At 62.1% G+C, this 16,933-nt stretch carries 12 protein-coding genes; all 12 read right to left on the bottom strand.

Translation table 11 applies throughout. The annotated features are described in order from the left end of the window. Positions 1–130 precede the first annotated feature (130 nt). The 12 genes from PspS04_RS04570 to PspS04_RS04625 all read right to left on the bottom strand — a co-directional run bounded on the left by PspS04_RS04570 (position 131) and on the right by PspS04_RS04625 (position 16,654). Positions 131–1,582: a mannose-1-phosphate guanylyltransferase/mannose-6-phosphate isomerase gene (locus tag PspS04_RS04570; RefSeq protein WP_095171920.1), complete on the bottom strand. Its 1,452-nt coding sequence runs from the start codon at positions 1,580–1,582 to the stop codon at positions 131–133. Positions 1,583–1,791: 209 nt separating this feature from the next. Further along, the gene (locus PspS04_RS04575) at positions 1,792–2,445 is read right to left on the bottom strand and encodes an alginate O-acetyltransferase AlgF (RefSeq protein WP_095171922.1); all 654 of its coding nucleotides are present in this window, start codon (positions 2,443–2,445) and stop codon (positions 1,792–1,794) included. 14 nt (positions 2,446–2,459) lie between these two features. Further along, positions 2,460–3,635: an alginate O-acetyltransferase gene (locus PspS04_RS04580; RefSeq protein ID WP_159993887.1), complete on the bottom strand. Its 1,176-nt coding sequence runs from the start codon at positions 3,633–3,635 to the stop codon at positions 2,460–2,462. Between the two features lie 11 nt (positions 3,636–3,646). Next, the gene (locus tag PspS04_RS04585) at positions 3,647–5,125 is read right to left on the bottom strand and encodes an MBOAT family O-acyltransferase (protein ID WP_159993889.1); all 1,479 of its coding nucleotides are present in this window, start codon (positions 5,123–5,125) and stop codon (positions 3,647–3,649) included. Between the two features lie 190 nt (positions 5,126–5,315). Further along, positions 5,316–6,437, bottom strand: coding sequence for a mannuronate-specific alginate lyase (locus PspS04_RS04590; protein WP_095171927.1), 1,122 nt, complete (start codon positions 6,435–6,437; stop codon positions 5,316–5,318). Between the two features lie 8 nt (positions 6,438–6,445). Further along, positions 6,446–7,894, bottom strand: coding sequence for an alginate O-acetyltransferase (locus tag PspS04_RS04595; RefSeq protein WP_095171929.1), 1,449 nt, complete (start codon positions 7,892–7,894; stop codon positions 6,446–6,448). Positions 7,895–7,905: 11 nt separating this feature from the next. Further along, positions 7,906–9,486: a mannuronan 5-epimerase AlgG gene (gene algG / locus PspS04_RS04600; protein ID WP_159993890.1), complete on the bottom strand. Its 1,581-nt coding sequence runs from the start codon at positions 9,484–9,486 to the stop codon at positions 7,906–7,908. Positions 9,487–9,512: 26 nt separating this feature from the next. Next, the gene (locus PspS04_RS04605; RefSeq protein ID WP_159993892.1) at positions 9,513–11,000 is read right to left on the bottom strand and encodes an alginate export family protein; all 1,488 of its coding nucleotides are present in this window, start codon (positions 10,998–11,000) and stop codon (positions 9,513–9,515) included. Continuing rightward, positions 10,997–12,382, bottom strand: coding sequence for an alginate biosynthesis TPR repeat lipoprotein AlgK (gene algK, locus PspS04_RS04610; RefSeq protein ID WP_194240663.1), 1,386 nt, complete (start codon positions 12,380–12,382; stop codon positions 10,997–10,999). Before algK ends, PspS04_RS04605 begins: the two co-directional genes overlap by 4 nt. A 165-nt stretch (positions 12,383–12,547) precedes the next feature. Beyond that, entirely contained in the window at positions 12,548–13,717 is a 1,170-nt protein-coding gene (locus PspS04_RS04615; RefSeq protein ID WP_159993896.1) for an alginate biosynthesis protein Alg44, read from the bottom strand. Between the two features lie 35 nt (positions 13,718–13,752). Next, a complete protein-coding gene (gene alg8 / locus PspS04_RS04620) occupies positions 13,753–15,234 on the bottom strand; it encodes a mannuronan synthase (protein ID WP_095171938.1) in 1,482 nt (493 codons plus the stop codon). A gap of 103 nt (positions 15,235–15,337) precedes the next feature. Further along, positions 15,338–16,654, bottom strand: coding sequence for a nucleotide sugar dehydrogenase (locus tag PspS04_RS04625; RefSeq protein WP_159993898.1), 1,317 nt, complete (start codon positions 16,652–16,654; stop codon positions 15,338–15,340). Positions 16,655–16,933: the final 279 nt, after the last annotated feature.

The raw sequence follows: 16,933 nt of genomic DNA on the forward strand, positions 1-16,933 counted from the left end.
AAACAGCATCCTACCTAAGCGTAGGGGAGGTTGGCGACCAGGCTGGCTGGGGATGCAAAAAAGCCCCCGCCCAACCCACTGCGGATAGGGGACGCAGTCGGCTGGACGGAGGCTGGTTTGTTGCCCGTGATTACTGCGCGATAGTTTTCACCGACACCCCACGCTCAAGCGGCGTTGAGCGTCCGTAGATATCCTCGAACCGCTCGATATCGTCCTCGCCCAGGTAGCTGCCCGATTGCACCTCGATGATCTCCAGCGCGATCTTGCCCGGGTTGCGCAGGCGATGCACCGAGGCGATCGGAATGTAGGTCGACTGGTTCTCGGTCAGCAGGAACACGTTTTCATCACAGGTCACTTCGGCGGTGCCGCTGACCACGATCCAGTGTTCGGCGCGGTGATGGTGCATCTGCAGCGACAGGCAGGCGCCCGGCTTGACCGAGATGTGCTTGACCTGGAAACGCCCGCCCATGTCCACCGAATCGTAGGAGCCCCAGGGCCGGTAGACCTCGCAGTGGTTCTGGGTTTCGCTGCGGCCCTGTTCGTTGAGGGTGTTGACCATCTGCTTGACGCCTTGGACCTTGTCCTTGTGGGCGATCATCATGGCGTCCTTGGTCTCGACCACGACGATGTTGTCCAGGCCTATCACCGACACCAGTTTGCCGTTGCCGTGGATCATGCAGTTGCGGCTGTCCTGGATCACCACGTCGCCCTTGCTGACGTTGCCGTTGCTGTCTTTCTCGTGCACGTCCCACAACGACGACCAGCACCCGACATCGCTCCAGCCGGCGGTCAGCGGCACCACGCAGGCGCGCTGGGTTTTTTCCATCACCGCGTAGTCGATGGAGTTGTCCGGGCAGCAGGCGAAGGTGGCTTCGTCGAGGGTCAGGGTGTCGGCATCCTGCTCACTGCGTTCAAGGGTCAGCAGGCAGGTGTCGTAGATGTCCGGGTCGTGCTTTTTCAGCTCTTCGAGGAAACGACTGGCGCGGAACAGGAACATGCCGCTGTTCCAGAAGTAGCCCCCGGCCTGGACGAACTCGGTGGCGCGCTTGACGTCGGGTTTTTCGACGAAGTGCGAAACCCGGCTGACGCCTTCGGGCAGCAGCGCATCGTTGCAGGACTTGATGTAGCCATAGCCGGTTTCAGGTTTAGTGGCCGGCACGCCGAACAGCACCATCTCACCGCGCTCGGCGGCCACGGTGGCCAGGGCCAGGGCGCGTTGCAGGGCTTTCTGGTCCTCGAGCACGTGGTCGGCCGGCAGCACCAGCATCAACTCGTCGCGACCTTCGTTGAGCAGCATCATCGCGGTCAGCGCCACGGCCGGTGCGGTGTTGCGCCCGAAGGGCTCCATGAGGATGCGCTGGGCCTCCAGCTTGCGGTTGCTCAGTTGCTCGTTGACGATGAAACGGTGGTCCTTGTTGCAGACCACGATCGGTGTGTCCATGCCGTCGAACACCAGGCGCTCGAGGGTCTGCTGGAACAGCGTGTGTTCACCGGTCAGGGCGAGGAACTGCTTGGGGAACTGTTTACGCGAAAGCGGCCAGAGACGTGAACCGCTACCACCTGACAAGATCACTGGAATCATGGTGTTACTCCTCGAAAATCGTTTGGATAGAGCTACGAACGCTGTGTCGTTTCACTCTTGTTCTTGTTCCGTGTCCCAACTGACACCTCGGTACCTGTGGGAGCTGGCTTGCCAGCGATGGCATCAACCCGGTGCATCTGCTTCACCGAGTCGTCTGCATCGCGGGCAAGCCCGCTCCCACAGGGAAATGGGTCAATCGGACGAATTCATCAGCGCGTCGACACCGGGCGTTTCACCCAGACGGGCGACAGGCTGCTGCCGTTGCCAGTGACGTACAGCACCGCGGCTTCACCGCGTTCCAGGGCGACGGGCTTGAGGTCGCCGACTTTTTTCTCGCCGTCGTACAGCGCCAGGCTGACTTTCACCGGATTGATCTCGCGCTCGCCACGACCCTTGGCGGCGACGGTCTTGACCACTTCGGTCTTGCCATCGGCAGTCTTCAGGGTCAGGGGCTTGTCGGTGAGGTTCTGCACCCGCACCAGGGACTTCTGCTTGTTCTTGAACGGCGGTTCTTCGATCAGTTGCGGCTGGCCACTGGCGTTGTTGACCAGGGTGTAATAGTGATCGGCGGCCAGCTTCACCGGCAGGGTCTGGCTGCCGACCTTGGCGCTGTAGTCGCCGCCGGGCATGAAGCTGAAGTCACTGCTGGCCAACGGCGCGACTTCGCTCAGGTTGGTGCTGCCGACCGTCGCGCTGACTTCGGCGTTGCTGGCGTTGTAGATGCGCACGAAGCTCGAGCCCTTTGGTGCGACGGGACCGTAGAGGGCGGCATCGCCGGCGAACGCCGACATCGACAGCATGCTCATGCCGGCAACGAGGGCGAAGGTCTTGGCGAGACGACGAGGATTGGAAGTGCAAGTCATGGGAGTTACCTCTTTCAGTTTTGCGCCCGGTCGGGCGTCTCGGATTGAGTGTTTGCGGCTACGTTCTGTTGGCGCGCACCGGCTTGTTTGAGTTCTGCGACCCACTGCGGGTCGGCGTCGCCGATTTCGTTGTTCACGGGCAGATAACGTTCAGGAAACTCCCAGATCAGCACCTGGGGCGGGCTGTTCTTGAAGTCGTCACTTTTCAGGTAGCTGAGCATCGGCAGGATCGGCCCGTGGCCGTCCTCGGCGTAACTCACCACGTCGCTGTTCAGCGCTTGCTTGAGCGCACCGACAAAATTCCAGCTGGGGTTGGCGCTGTAGCTGGTGCCGATCAGGGCCACCGGCACTTCGTTGTTGGCGAACAGCGCGTCGTCACCGGCAGGCTGGTCGACAGCTGCCACGGTGTTGCGCTTTTGCAGCGACTCTTGCGCCGGCATCAGGTTTTCGAACAGCGGGTCCAGCGGCAGGAACAGGCGCAGGTCGCCCTTGTGGGAGATTTTCTCCGCAGGTTCAGTGACGAAGCGCTGTGGCTCGCCACTCAACGGGTACTTGTCGGCAATGGTGTTAGCCAGACGGTTGGCGGCGATCTCGGCGCCTTCCGGGGTCCAGTGGGTGTCGGTGCGCAGGAACACTTGCTGGCCCTTCTGCTTGGCCGCTTGCAGCGGGCCGAGCAGGTCCGGGGCCGGGATTCGGTCGGCGGCCAGGCGCTGGTGGAAGTCCTGGTAGAGGTTGGCGTGGATGCTCGCCGGCTTGACCTCGCCCAGGTGTTCCGGGTACAGGCGCACCTTGGCTGGCACCACCGCCATCACCAGTTGCACGCCGCGCGCCTTGAGGGTCTGGCGCACGCCTTCGACCAGCGCGTAGTTACCTTGCAGGTTCAGCTCTTCGTTGACGATCGGGTTGAACTCTTCATCGCTGTACAGCCACTGATCGCGGCCGAGCACCACGCCCGGACGGCCTTCGTTGAACAGCTTGAAGTCCAGCGCGGCCCACAGGTTGGTGCCCAGGCGCTTGATCGGGAACTGCTCGTCGTAGTGGGTTTCCACGGCCTTGCTCCAGCGACCGTTGAGCACGGTCGCCTCGGCGTTGGTGCTGAAGCCGAAGAAGCTGCGTACCGACCACAGGCCCAGGACCATCAGGGTCACCAGGAACAGGGCGATGTAGAACACGCGTAATGAGCGGGTCATGGTCAGATCCCTCAGAACTGGAAGTAAAGGAACGGCGAGAAGCTTTGCGCCGAGAGTTTCAGGATGGAGGCGAGGAACAGCAGCAGGACCAGGGCGCGCATGGCGTAGCGTGGCCATACCGCCACCGTGCCACCCGCCAGCACCAGGGCATCGGCGCCGGGTGCCATGTTGGCCGTTGTGCCGTGAGGGGCTGCCGGGCGGTTGCGGTAGAAATCCCGCAGGCCAAAGAACGCCAGGGTCGCGTAGGCCACCACCAGGGTTGCCACTTGCAGGCCGGTGAGGCTGGCGCGGTTGAGCTCCGACAGCGACCAGTCGCTGAAGCTGAACATGGCGCCGTACATCCGCCCGGCGACATGCAGGTTTTCTGCGCGGAAGATCACCCAGCCCATCACCACCAGCAGGAAAGTCAGGGCCCAGCGGATCGGGTTGAAGCTGTGCGGCGAGGTGTTGAGACCGATGGCTTTCTCGATCGCCAGCCACATGCCGTGCCAGGCCCCCCAGACGATGTAGGTGATGTTGGCGCCATGCCACAGGCCACCGAGCAACATGGTCAGGAACAGGTTGCGGTAGGTGGTCAGGGTGCCTTTGCGATTGCCGCCCAGGGTGATGTACAGGTAGTCGCGCAGCCAGGTCGACAGGCTGATGTGCCAGCGCCGCCAGAACTCGGTGATCGACTGGCTGATGTACGGTTGCTTGAAGTTTTCCATGAAGCGGAAACCCATCATCAAGCCCAGGCCGATGGCCATGTCGCTGTAGCCGGAGAAGTCGAAGTACAGCTGCGCGGTGTACGCCAGGGCCCCGAGCCAGGCGTCGCCGGTGGTTGGGTTCTGCAGGGCGAAACAATGGTCGGCGACCACCGCCAGGGTGTCGGCGATGAACACTTTCTTGATGAAACCCTGCATGAACCGCGTGCAGCCCTCGGAGAACTTATCGAGGGTGTGGGTGCGGTGATTGAACTGGTCGGCGAGGTCGCGAAAACGCAGCACGGGACCGGCGATCAGGTGCGGGAAGATCGCCACGAACGCCGCGAAGTCGATCAGGTTGCGGGTCGCCGGAGTGTCGCCACGGTAGACGTCGATGATGTAGCTGATGGACTCGAAGATGTAGAACGAGATCCCGATCGGCAACAGCACGTGGGTCAGGATGAATGGCTCAAGCCCTACCGAGGTCATCATGGCGTTGATGCTGTCGACGCCGAAGTTGGCGTACTTGAAGTAGCCGAGGATGCACAGGTCCACGCCCACGCCCAGCAGCAGCCAGCGTTGGGCCGGCTTGGTGCGCACGCCGGCGGCACCGACCTTGAGGCCGATCCAGTAGTTCCACAGCGTGACGGCGGCGAACAGCGCGAGGAAGTCCACTCGCCACCAGGCATAGAACACGTAGCTGGCGATCAACAGCAGCAGGTTGCGATAGCGTTGCCCGCTCAGGTAGTACAAGCCGAGGAAGATCGGCAAGAACAAAAACAGGAACACGTTGGATGAAAATACCATCCCGATCTCTCCTAGTTGAACTCACATTCAAGGGCCAACGGCCCCCCCAAACCCCCCATGAGAATCTGGAGGGCGACACCTTCACTGTGGGAGCGGGCTTGCCCGCGATTCGGTCTGACATTCACCAAAGATGTCGACTGATACACCGCTATCGCGGGCAAGCCCGCTCCCACAAGGTTTCGTGTTGGTCTTAAGAGCCTTTGCCCTTCTCATGGCTCGGGTCGTAGACCCTGGTCAGGTCACCCCCCAGGCGGAAGGTCTTGAACGGTTGCATCTCGCGCTTCTTCTCCAGCACATCCGGCGTGCAGGTGTAGAGCGAGCAGTAGGGTTCGAGCCAGGCGAATTTCGAGTCGACTTTCAGGTCGGTCATGTCCTGCTCCTGGCCGTTCTTGTCCTCGAACTCGTCCGGGTCCTTGACCCCGGCGAGTACCCGGTCGCCCAGGCGCTTGAGCGCGCCCTGGTTTTCCTGGCGCAGGTCGACACCGTTGACCTGGGCGAAGCTGGCGATCATCGCCAGCGGCGGCAAGGCGTAGTTGTGGTAGGCCAGTGCCCGCTGTTGGCGCTTGAGTTCGTTGGGCAGGAAACCTTCGGCGTCGACCTGGTTGGCAGCGACCTTGAATTCCTTGACGGACCAGTCGAACAGATCGCGGCGGTTGGTCGCGACGGCAGTGGCCATCACCGACCAGGCGGCCCAGTACGAGTGGTTGTTGGTTTTTTCCAGCGGCAGGTTGTCCCAGTCGCTGACGACCTGGTCGGCCATTCGGCTGAACCAGGCCTCGATCTGTTGCGCTTGCTGTTGGTGAGTCGCCAGCGGCTGGGAGCTGGAGAACTTCAGGCGGATGTAGGCCGAGGCCATGCTGCCCAGCGCCCATTTGCGCATCGACTTGCCGGTGTGGTTGAAGTCCTTGGACATCAAGGCATCGGCGCTGGCCCAGGCGCTCAACTGGTTGAGCGTGCATTCGAGCTGTTGCGCACGACCGTCACGCATGAACTGCATCACCTGTTTGCTGGTGCCCCGTTCGATGCGAGTGATGTCGGCGGTGGCGTCGCGAAAGGCTTTTTCCGATTGCACGTTGAGGGTCGAGCGAGCCTTGTCGGAGCCTTCGTATTTGCTGCGAAATTGCAGCGCGCCGGTGTAGGGCGTTGGCGTGGCGTCGCAATTGCTCTTGCTGTCGCCAGTCTTGAATTTCTCCACCGGGGCCAGATAGCCCTGGGGCGGACGCAGCGGCGCGGCGGCCTGCGTGGCGCCGGCGAACAGCGCCAGGCTGAGCAGGGCGGGCGCCAAACGGCTGTGCAGTTTTCGGTTGTGCATGGCAGACCTCATTGCCCGACCTGGGCGGTACGTTGCCCAGCGCTCGGGAATACGTTGCGTTTGCAGATTTTCGCTTCGACTTTCTGTGGCGCAGCACCCGCTTGCGGGCCCTGGACTTCAACGGCCAGCAGGTTCTGCGTGGCCCAGTCTTCGTCGGTGCGCAGTTCAAAGGCGAAACGACCGTCGGTGTCGGAGGTTTCCGGTTTGTCGATCTTGATGTCCTCGTGGCGACCGTTCATGTACCAGAGGGTGGCTTGCAGGGTTTTCACCGAAGGGTCGGCGAAGCGGATGTCGATCTGATGGCTGCTGTTGCGCAGGTCCATGTTCTTGCTGTTGACCATCAACTCGTTCTTGCCCGGCTTGAGGGTCGAGTTGCTGCTCAGGAGCGCGTCCTTGCCTTCGCAGCCGTTATCGAGCAGGGCCATCATCTGGCGGTAGATGGTTTCCTGGTCCAGGCGATACAGCGGCGAGAACTCCCAGATGAGGATCTTCGGCGGGGTTTTCTGGAACTCCTCGCTGCCCAGGTACTGCAGCATCGAACCTTCCAGGCCACCGCCGGGGAAGGCAACGTTGAGGATGTCGGCGCCGATGGCCTCTTCCAGGAAACCGGCGAAGTTGTAGTTCTTGCCGCTGTGGCTGGTGCCGACCAGGGTGATCTGTGGGTTGCCGGCATCGCTGAACAGGTCACCGTCCGCCGCCTCGCCCTTGGGCTCGGTGGTGAACTGGTCCATGTACTGGATGGCGTAGCTGGTGCCGCACAGTTGCCCGGCCATGTTATGCAGGGTACCGGTCTTGCCCATGCGCCCAGACTTCTTGGTCTCGAATTCACGCTTGGGAATGTCGGCGAATTCGGGCAGGTGCTTGACCTTCTCGGCGACGATTTTCGCCGTGCGCTGGGCGCCATAAGGGGTCCAGTGCTGGTCACCGCGGAAGTAGAAATCATGCGCGGGCAGGGTCTCGGGCAGCGCTTCGTTGGTCAGCGGCGAAAGGTCCGGCACCACGTAGCCCATCTCGGCAAAACGCGCGAGCATGCCCTGGTAGTTTTTCAGCGCCTTGTCGTAATCGAACGCGGCCTTCTCTTGTGGGTTGAGCTTGTTGCGGTTCACCAGGCCACGGGTCGGCTGGTAGACCACCACCAGTTCAATGCCCTTGCTCTTGAAGGCTTCGCGCAGTTGCTTGAGGCGACGAAAGCCTGCCGGCGTGGTAGTGAATTCGGTGCGCAGGTCTTCCTGGGTACGGAACAGCCAATCGCCCTGGGCTTGCACCAGGGTGGTGAAGTTCTGTTGGTAACGCGTGGTGTAGTTTTTCGCGTCATGGGCTTCGGGGCACAGGTTGCAGCACGGCTCGGCACTGAAGTTCGGTGCCTTGGCCGCATCGGCGCTGGCCGCGTCACTGACGCTGAACAGGGCGGCGGCCAGGCCGGTGAGGCTGAGCAGTTTGATCAAGTGGGGTTTCATGAATGTCATCCTCAGTCGCGCATTTCGGTCTGGCGTTCGACGGGGTCGATCAGCACGGCTTTTTGCTGGCGCACCAGCAGGTCGAGGATTTCGTCCTGGCGTTCGCCGAGGATCCCCGAGAAGCTGATGCCACTGGATTTGGTCGGGGCAAGCATCGACACCCGGTACAGCTCGACGCTCAGCGGCGAGTCGATGGACAGCGGTCCGCTGCCGTTGGCGGCCAGCTCACCGCCGACCACGATCAGCGACACCTGGGCGTCGAACGGGTCGAGCTTGATGTCGCGGTCGGTGTCGGAAAGGTCCTTGATGTGGCCGTAGACCCCGGTCAGGCCGTTGGCCATGGCGATGTTTTCGTAGAGGCGGATGTTCACGCTGTTACGAATGCGAATGCCGTGGCGCCGGTTGCTGATCACCTTGTTGCCCCACAGCAGGTTGTCGCCACTCTCGTAGAGGGTGATGCCGTCGGTGTGGTTGCGGTAGATCTCGTTGTAGGCCACCAGGTTGTTGACGCTGTTACGGTCGATCACCAGCCCCGACAGTTTGTTGTCGTAGCTGCGGTTGTTGAAGATGAAGCTGTCGTTGACTTCCCGGGAAATGATGATGCCGTGCTTCTTCTTGGTGCCATGCACGGTGTTGTCGGCAATGATCAGCCCGTGGGAGCGGTCATGGGGGTCGATGCCGTAGACGATGTTGTCTTTGTAGGTGTTGCCCTTGACCACGAAGTCGCGGGTTTCATAGCAGTAGAAGCCGTACCACATGTCCGAGAATTCGGAGTCGATGATCCAGCCGCTCGGTTCCGAACGCTTGAGCACCTTGGCCATGTTCGGCGTGTACTGGGAAATACTCACCCCGTAGGACTTGCTGTTGGCGTAGCCGAAGCTGGCCATCTGGCTGTTGACGATGTAGGTCTGGGTGCCGCCCCAGGCCAGCAGGAACGGGCGGAATTCCTTGGGCGAGCGGAAGGTCGCCGGGCCGTTGGTTGATTCGCGCCAGCCGGTGATTTTGCTGTCGCGCACAAACAGCTGGCCGTCGTTGACCAGGAACGAACCGGCCTCCTCGGACAAACGCAACTCTTGGGTCTGCTTGTCGATATCGAGGATGCCCTTGGCGCCGACCACGATCGGCAAGCGGGCCAGGAACACCCCGGGCGAGGTTTCGCTGAAGTACTGTTTGGGCAGTTTTTTACTCAGGTCCTTGAGGTTGAGGTAACCGTCGTCAATGAAGATCGCCTGGGGGATGCCGTGTTGGCGCACCACCCATTCGGCCATCTTGTTGTCGCCGCCGATGAAGTCCTTCAATGCGTTTTCCTGCATCATCCGCCGCACGCTGACCTTGCCGGCCTTGCTGCGCACGATCTTGGCTTCCACCGCTTGCGCGGTGTAGCCGGACAGGTCGGGCAGCGTCGGTGCCGCCAGTTCCAGGGGCGCCGTCGGCGCACTGCTGACGGTGTAGGTCTTGGCCTGTTGCAGCTCCTTGGCCACGGTCACCGGCTGGCTTTTGCCCACCGGCGAGCCAGGCTCGACGCTGGCGAACGCAGCGTTGCCCGCCAGCAGCAGGGCGGCGGCCAACAGGTTGATCGCAGGGTTGTTCATCCGGGGCACTCCCTTGGCGGCTCGCATCAGAAGCGCCAGATCACGTCGACGAACGCGCGGTGCATGTACGAGTCGACCTGGTTGCCGTAGGCATCGCCGGGCTTGAACACACCGCCACGAAAGCGCACCAGCGCCGCCGGTTCGTCGATCGACTTGCTCAGGCTGGCCGGCAGCAAGCCTTGCTTGAAGTACTTGGTGACCACCAGGTCGACTTCCTGGCCGAGGTCCTTGTTACCGTCTTCCAGCGGCAGCGAGGTGCTCGACAGCAGCGCGCCGGTGACGTCGTCGTAGTTGTTGTCCACGGCATTGATGCCGTTGCTGCCGACCGGCTTGTTGCCGTCGACGCGCCAGAACTTGTGGTAGACCAGGCTGGCGTCGTAGTCGTCCTGGAGCATCCAGGAACCGAACAGGGTGGCGCTCTGCATGTTGTTCATTTCGCCACGGAAAGCCTCGCCAAAACGGTGGACTCGGGCGCGGGTGCCGGTGTAGTTGGAACGGTTGCTCTGCAGGCCGTTCTGCTCGTAGTCGGCGCTGGAACGGGCGTAGGCGGCACCGACCTGCCACTTCGGATCGAGGCGCAGGCGCACCCCCAGGTCGGTGGCCCAGCCATCGACATCGCCGCTGCGTTTGGCCTCGGCCGGGTGGCTGCCATCGGCGTTGAGCGGGTTGACCGTGTCGCGCTCGCCGGACATGCCGGTGACGCTGGCCCAGTAATTGACCGTATTGGTATTGCGCCAGTTGTAAGCGTCGCTGTTGGCTTCCAGGCCGACCCAGCTCAGGTCGCCATTCTGTTTTTTGTCGCTGGCGTCGCTCGCCTCGCCCGGTGTCGGGTAATCGAGCTTGCCGTCATCATGGGTGTGATGGGCGCGCAGGCCGACCCATTGCCCCGGTGTCCATTGCGTTGCGACATCGCCGAACACATGCAGGCGGTCCTTGTCCTGGGGGGCCAGTTCGGTGAGGTCGGTGCGGTATTCACTGAAGCGTTCGGCGATCCCGACGTTGGCTTTCAACAGGGTGGTGTCGAAGGCCCAGTTCAACGCTTCGATGTTGGTGTCGCGCCATTGCCCGTCGTCGTTGCGCAGGCGTTGGCGACCGAACTTGAGAACCTCGCCGGGGTAAGGAGTGAGGCCGCCGTAGGCGACCCAGAACTCGCGCATGGCCAGGTAGTTCTTCTTGCTCTTGCGACCGTCGTCGTTGCTGCCCTGGGTGCCTTCGGTGTCGGACTGCTGCAGGGTGTCGGTCTCGATGATGTCGGTGGAGGTCACGGCCTGGCCCATGGCGTAGGCGCTCCAGTTGCCGCTTTCGCCATAGACCCACGGACGCAGGTCCAGGCCCACGCCGTTGACGTCGCCGCCAGGCGCGGTGCCCAGATCGCGGTCGTCTTCGGATTGACCGGTGATCTTCACGTCCAGGCCCATGTGCTTGGTATCAGTCATCGCGGCCAGGGTCGGGCAGGACCACAGCAGGGCGAAGCTCAGGCCGATGCCAGCCTTTACAAAGGGATTCAACTTCATAGGGATTCCTCACCATCTTCTTGCAGGGCCTGCACGTTCAAGGGGGTCTGGCTTACGGCGCCACGGATTGCCTGTTCCTGTTGCAACAGGCGTTGCGCCTCGGCCAGTTGCGCGGGCGGCAATTGGGCTTCGAGTGTCTGTGCCAGCTCAGTGGCTTGCGGGGTGTTCTGGGCCTTGGCCAGTTGGCTGAAAACATAGGCGTTGAGCAGGTTGGGCCGGGTGCCCTTGCCTTGGGAGAACAGTTGGGCGATGGCGAAGTCGGCACTGTTCTGGCCATTGCGCGCAGCGGTCAGCAGGTGCTCCAGGGCTTTTTGCGAATAGACCTGGCCCAGGTAGCCCCGGCGGTAGATCTGGCCGAGGTAGTAGTCGGCGGCGACTTCTCGGCCCACGGCTTTCTGGAAGTGGGATTGCGCCTGCTTGGCGTCGGCCGGCACCCACTTGCCGTCGTAGTAGAGTTTGCCCAGCAGCAGTTCGGCCCGTGGCTGGTCGGCCGCGCGGCCGTTTTCCAGGTACTCCATCAGCTTGTCGACATCCCCCAGTTCAGGGAAGTCGTAGAGCAACTGGGCCAGGCTGACCCAGGCGGCGGGGTAGGCGGGGGCGATCTGCTCCAGCATGGTCTGGGCGGTTTTTTCGTCCGGGGTGCCGAGGCTGGCATCCGCCAGGACCCGTGCCACGCTGTCCATGCGCTGGGCCGACACGGTGCCGCGGCTGAAGCCGGCCTGCAGTTGCTTGAGCAGTTCAGCTTGTTGCTCGGGTTGGGCACGTTTCTGATAGACCGTGGCCAATTCGACGTAGCAGATGTCGGTGCTGCTCAGCGCCACTTTGCAGATTTTCTCGATGTCATCCAGGTGCTGGTCGTAGGTGCCCTGGGTGCGATACAGCAGCACCTGGGCCAGGCCGGCTTCCGGGTAACCGGCGCTGCGCCATTGGCTGATCTGCTGCTGCGCGTTCACGTTGGGAAAACTGTGGGGATACTGCAGGTACAGCATCGCCAGGGGGATCAGGGTATTGCCCTCGCCATTGGCGAAGGCCTTTTTCAGCAGGCCTTCGGCTTCGTGCTGCTCGGCTTCGCTGGAACCCGGCTTGGCCACCAGCAGGCGGCCCAGACGGGCCTGAGCTCGTGGCGAGATTTCGGCGGCAGCCCGGTAAGTGGCTTCGGCGGCCTTGATCTGCGCCGGGTCACGGGTTTCCACCTGCAGGTCGGCCAGGCCAACCTGGGCTTCGCTGTAACCCAGCTCGGCCAGTTGTTGATAGTTCTGCTGCGCCAGCGCGGTGTCGCCACGCTTCAAGGCTTCATTGGCCAGGCGCTGGTCGGGCAGGCCGGCGCAGCCACTGAGGCCGATGGCCAGGGCCAGTGCGCAGAACGCATAACCCTTGTGCAAATAGGCTTTTGTGGGAGCCGGGCTTGCCCGCGATGGGCATGGTTGGGTGTGCCTGGCGGACCGAGGCGTTGCTTTCGCGGGCAAGCCCGCTCCCACAATGGCTCGCTCCCACAGAGGCTGCGGTGTTCTTTGGAATGGGGGCGTGATCACAGGCATGTCCTCCGCTTAAAGACCTTTGGCCATGGCTTTGTCGATCAGCCAGTTGAGGGACGGACCACGGTCGCTGCTGACTTCCACCGGGCGGCCGGCGAAGGTGCTGTCCAGGGGGGCGTCAGGCTTGATCTGCACGCGGATGTCGGACGACAGGTCGGCGCTGTTGAGGCTGGTGCTGCTGACGATCTTGCCGCTGCGCAGTTCGTCGTCGCCGGCCACCTGGAAGTTCACTGCGGTGCCTGGGCGCACGTCGGCGAACTGGCGATAGGTGAAGCGCGCCTCGACGTTGGCCTGGCTGTTGCGCGGCACCAACTGGAAGATCACGTCGCCCTTGCTGGCGTACTGGCCGTCGGCAACCATCTGCTGGGCCACGGTGCAGTCGCAGGGGGAGGTGAGGGTGCCGGTCATCTGCTTGCCGAACAGTTCCTCAACCTTGGCCGGCTGCAACTGGTCTTCGTCCAGATGGCCCTTGAGTACGTCGAGCATGCTGGTGCTGAAGGTCGCCAGGGGCGCGCCCTTGGCGGCCACGCCGTCGGTTTGCACCAGGCTCTGCACCGTGCCATCGCGGGGCATGGTGACGTTCATTCCCGGCACGCTGACCAGGCCCGCCTGGGCATGGCTGACGAAGTACATGCCGTACACCGACTTGAGGATGAAGCCGAACGCCGCCAGGCCAATGACGAAGATCCCGGCGCTGAAGGTCACCGCCCGCAGGCGACCGAAGGCGGTCATGCCGCTGCCACCGTCCTTGAGCTTGCGCGCCTTGGTGAAGTTGTCCCGTTGCAGGGTCGCCAGCACGTCGCCCATGGTCACGATATCGCCAGACAGGTGCGAGGTGATCAGGTGGCGCAAGGTCGAGATGTCCTGGGGTTCCAGGTTCTGGAACTGGCAGCCGACGCGACCGGTCTGGCGGTCGAACGAACGGACCATCAGCTCGACGTCCATGGCCAGGCCAAGGTTGTCGATCAGAAACTGCAGCCGCCCCTTTTTCACCTCACCGACCTTGAACGGGATCTGCCCACCATTGAAGCTCAGGCCACCGGCCGACAGGTCGATCAGGCGCGCCTCCACGGGCGTGCGGTCCGGGCCGAAGAAGCGCAGCTTGGCCGGGATCTTGACTCGGGCGTGTTGGCGTTGGGCTTCGGATTCATGCACTACGTTGACGTTCACGGCGGTATTCATAGGGGCGATTTCCTAGTTAATTCAGGCAAGGCGGGTCAGACCATCAGCAACAGCGCGGCGACAAAAATGCTGCCGGCGGAGAAGGTCATGGTCCGAGACGACCAGGTGTTGAACCAACGTTGAAAGCTGGCCAGGTCACGGGTCAGGGAAGTGGGCTGGCGAGTCCAGGACTGTTGATCGAGGCGGAAGAACACGTAGATCTTCACCAGCGCGCCAACGATCTGGTTGTAATAGAGAATCACCGGGTAGGCCGGGCCGATCCGGTGTCCGGAGCAGGACAGCAGCAGGGTCAGGAGCAGCCGGGTGATGCCGATCCACAGCAGGTACACCAGGATGAAGGCGGTGCCGTACTTGAAGCTGGCGATGATCGCCACGGTCAGGCCCAGCAGTGAGGTCCACATCGACACGCGCTGGTCGAACAGCACCACTGAGGTGAACAGACCCAGGCGTTTCATCCCCAGGCCCAGGGCCCGGGAGTTCTGCCGCAGGTTGTTGCCGTACCAGCGGAACATCAGCTTGCGACTGGCCTTGATGAAGCTCTTCTCCGGCGGGTGCTCCACGGTGTTGATCGCGGCATCCGGCACGTAGAAAGTGTCGTAGCCCAGGCGCATCAGGCTGAACCAGCTGGATTTGTCGTCACCGGTGAGGAACTTGAAGCGGCCCAGGCGCCAGTGCTGCAGCGAGTCGCTTTCGACATCGGCGATGAAGTCCGGGTTGGTGACCACGGTGGCGCGGAACACCGACATGCGCCCGGTCATGGTCAGCACGCGTTTGGACAGGGCCATCGAGCACATGTTGATGTGGCGCTGGGCGAAACGCAGCTTGTGCCATTCGCTCATGATGTAGCCGCCGCGCACTTCGCAGAATTCGTTGGTGGTCAGGCCGCCGACGTTCTCGAACAGTTGGAACCACGGCACGGTCTTGCGCACGACACCTTCGGCGAGCACGGTGTCGCCATCGATCACGGCGACCACGGCGCGGTTGTCCGGCAGGTGGCGGGAGATGGCGCGAAAACCGTAGGCCAGGCCGTCACGCTTGCCGGTGCCAGGGATGCGCACGAAGTCGAGTTTGACGTGAGCCGGCGGGTTCATTTTTGCCCACAGGCTTTTCACCAGCAGCTCATCGGACATTTCCACGATCGAGCAGACCAGGGTGGTCGGGAAGCCGCACTCGATGGCTTCGCGGATCACCGAGCTGTACACCTGGGCGGTGGTCAACGCGTCGATACGAAAACTGGTGACCATCAGAAATACATGGGACGGGTCCGCCGCGCTGCCCAGTTTGCGCACTTTGCGCCGCAGGTGCGGGTAGACCACGTAGAGAAACAGCATGCCGCGCAGAAAGTGCGTGGCACCCATCGAATAGCGCCAGATACCCACGGCGCCAATCAGGAAAATAAAGTCCTTGGACTCGGCGTCAAAGGTGGACGTGGGCAACAGCAAGGCCAGGCCCATCAACAAACATAAAAACAACAGCCAACCGGCGGCCTGGAGTAGGCCGTGTTTTAGCCTGTGCATAATCGCAATCCTAAAGTCAGTTACGAGCTTCGAGCTTCAAGCTGCAAGTGAAGAGCTTTTGAACTTGCCGCTTGAAACTCGAAGCTCGAAGCTCGCGGCTGTCTTACCAGCAGATGCCTTCGGTGCGGCCGCTGACGCTGGTGGCCTTGGACATGAAGCCCACCAGGTCGATGACCTGTTTGCCGTGGGGCGCGTCCTGGGCCAGGGCGCGGAACTTCTCGTCACGGTTGCCGAGGATGATCACGTCGCAGTTGTCGATCACCGAGTCGAAGTCCGAGTTGAGCAGGGACGAGACGTGGGGGATCTTCGACTCGATGTAGTCGCGGTTGGCGCCGTGAACCCGGGCGTACTCGACATTGCTGTCGTAGATGCTCAGGTCGTAGCCCTTGCCGATGAGCATTTCTGCCAGGTCTACCAGCGGGCTTTCGCGCAGGTCGTCGGTGCCCGCCTTGAAGCTCAGGCCGAGCAGGGCGATCTTGCGTTTGTCGTGGCTTTCGACGATGTCGAAGGCGTTCTGCACCTGTGACTCGTTACTGCGCATCAACGAGTTGAGCAGCGGCGCCTCGACATCCAGGGAGCTGGCGCGGTAGGTCAGGGCGCGCACGTCCTTGGGCAGGCAGGAACCGCCGAAGGCGAAGCCCGGGCGCATGTAGTACTGGGACAGGTTGAGGGTCTTGTCCTGGCAGACCACGTCCATCACATCGCGGCCATCGACGCCGACGGCCTTGGCGATGTTGCCGATTTCGTTGGCGAAGGTCACTTTGGTGGCGTGCCAGACGTTGCAGGTGTACTTGATCATCTCGGCCACGGCGATGTCCTTGCGGATGATCGGCGCGTCGAGTTCTTCGTACAGCGATTGCAGAACGTCGCCCGAGGCGGTGTCGAATTCGCCGATCACGGTCATCGGCGGCTGGTCGTAGTCCTTGATCGCCGTGCTTTCACGCAGGAACTCAGGATTGACCGCAACGCCGAAGTCGATCCCGGCCTTCTTGCCCGAGCAGTCTTCGAGGATCGGGATCACCACGTTGGCCACGGTGCCCGGCAATACGGTGCTGCGCACCACGATGGTGTGGCGGGTGGTCTTGTCACGCAGGACAAAACCAATCTCGCGGCATACCGCCTCGATGTAGTTGAGTTCCAGGTCGCCGTTTTTCTTGCTGGGCGTACCGACGCAGATCATCGACAGGTCGGTGTCGCGAATGGCCTCGGCGAAGTTGGTGGTACCCCGCAGGCGACCGGTCTGGATGCCTTGTGCGAGTAGCTCGCCCAGGCCCGGTTCAACGATCGGCGAACGACCGGCATTGATCATATCGATCTTGTCTTTGGCGACATCGACGCCGACGACGTCATGGCCTCGTGCAGACAGGCAACCGGCACAGACTGCACCGACGTAACCCAAACCAAATATGCTGATGCGCATCGCATTTACCTCTGTGTTTATCACGCCATTAAATGGCCGAAGTTAATAGTGTTCAGCGGTCGTAATTAACGCGGAAGTTCGGCAGGCGAACACCGCACTTCCTTCTACTGGCATGCTCAGTGGCGAGTGTCTAAATAAGTGCACTCAAGTTGTGCGTAACTTGGCCTGATTGTGTTGGCTCGCCCTGATATGCAGCCGGGCGTCCTTTGGGGCGCCGTGGTGCAACTGTCGGGTGATCCTGAGGTTCGGCAAAATGCCAGTAACCTCAACCACTTAGGT

It is taken from the genome of Pseudomonas sp. S04 (assembly GCF_009834545.1).
Lineage (GTDB): Bacteria > Pseudomonadota > Gammaproteobacteria > Pseudomonadales > Pseudomonadaceae > Aquipseudomonas.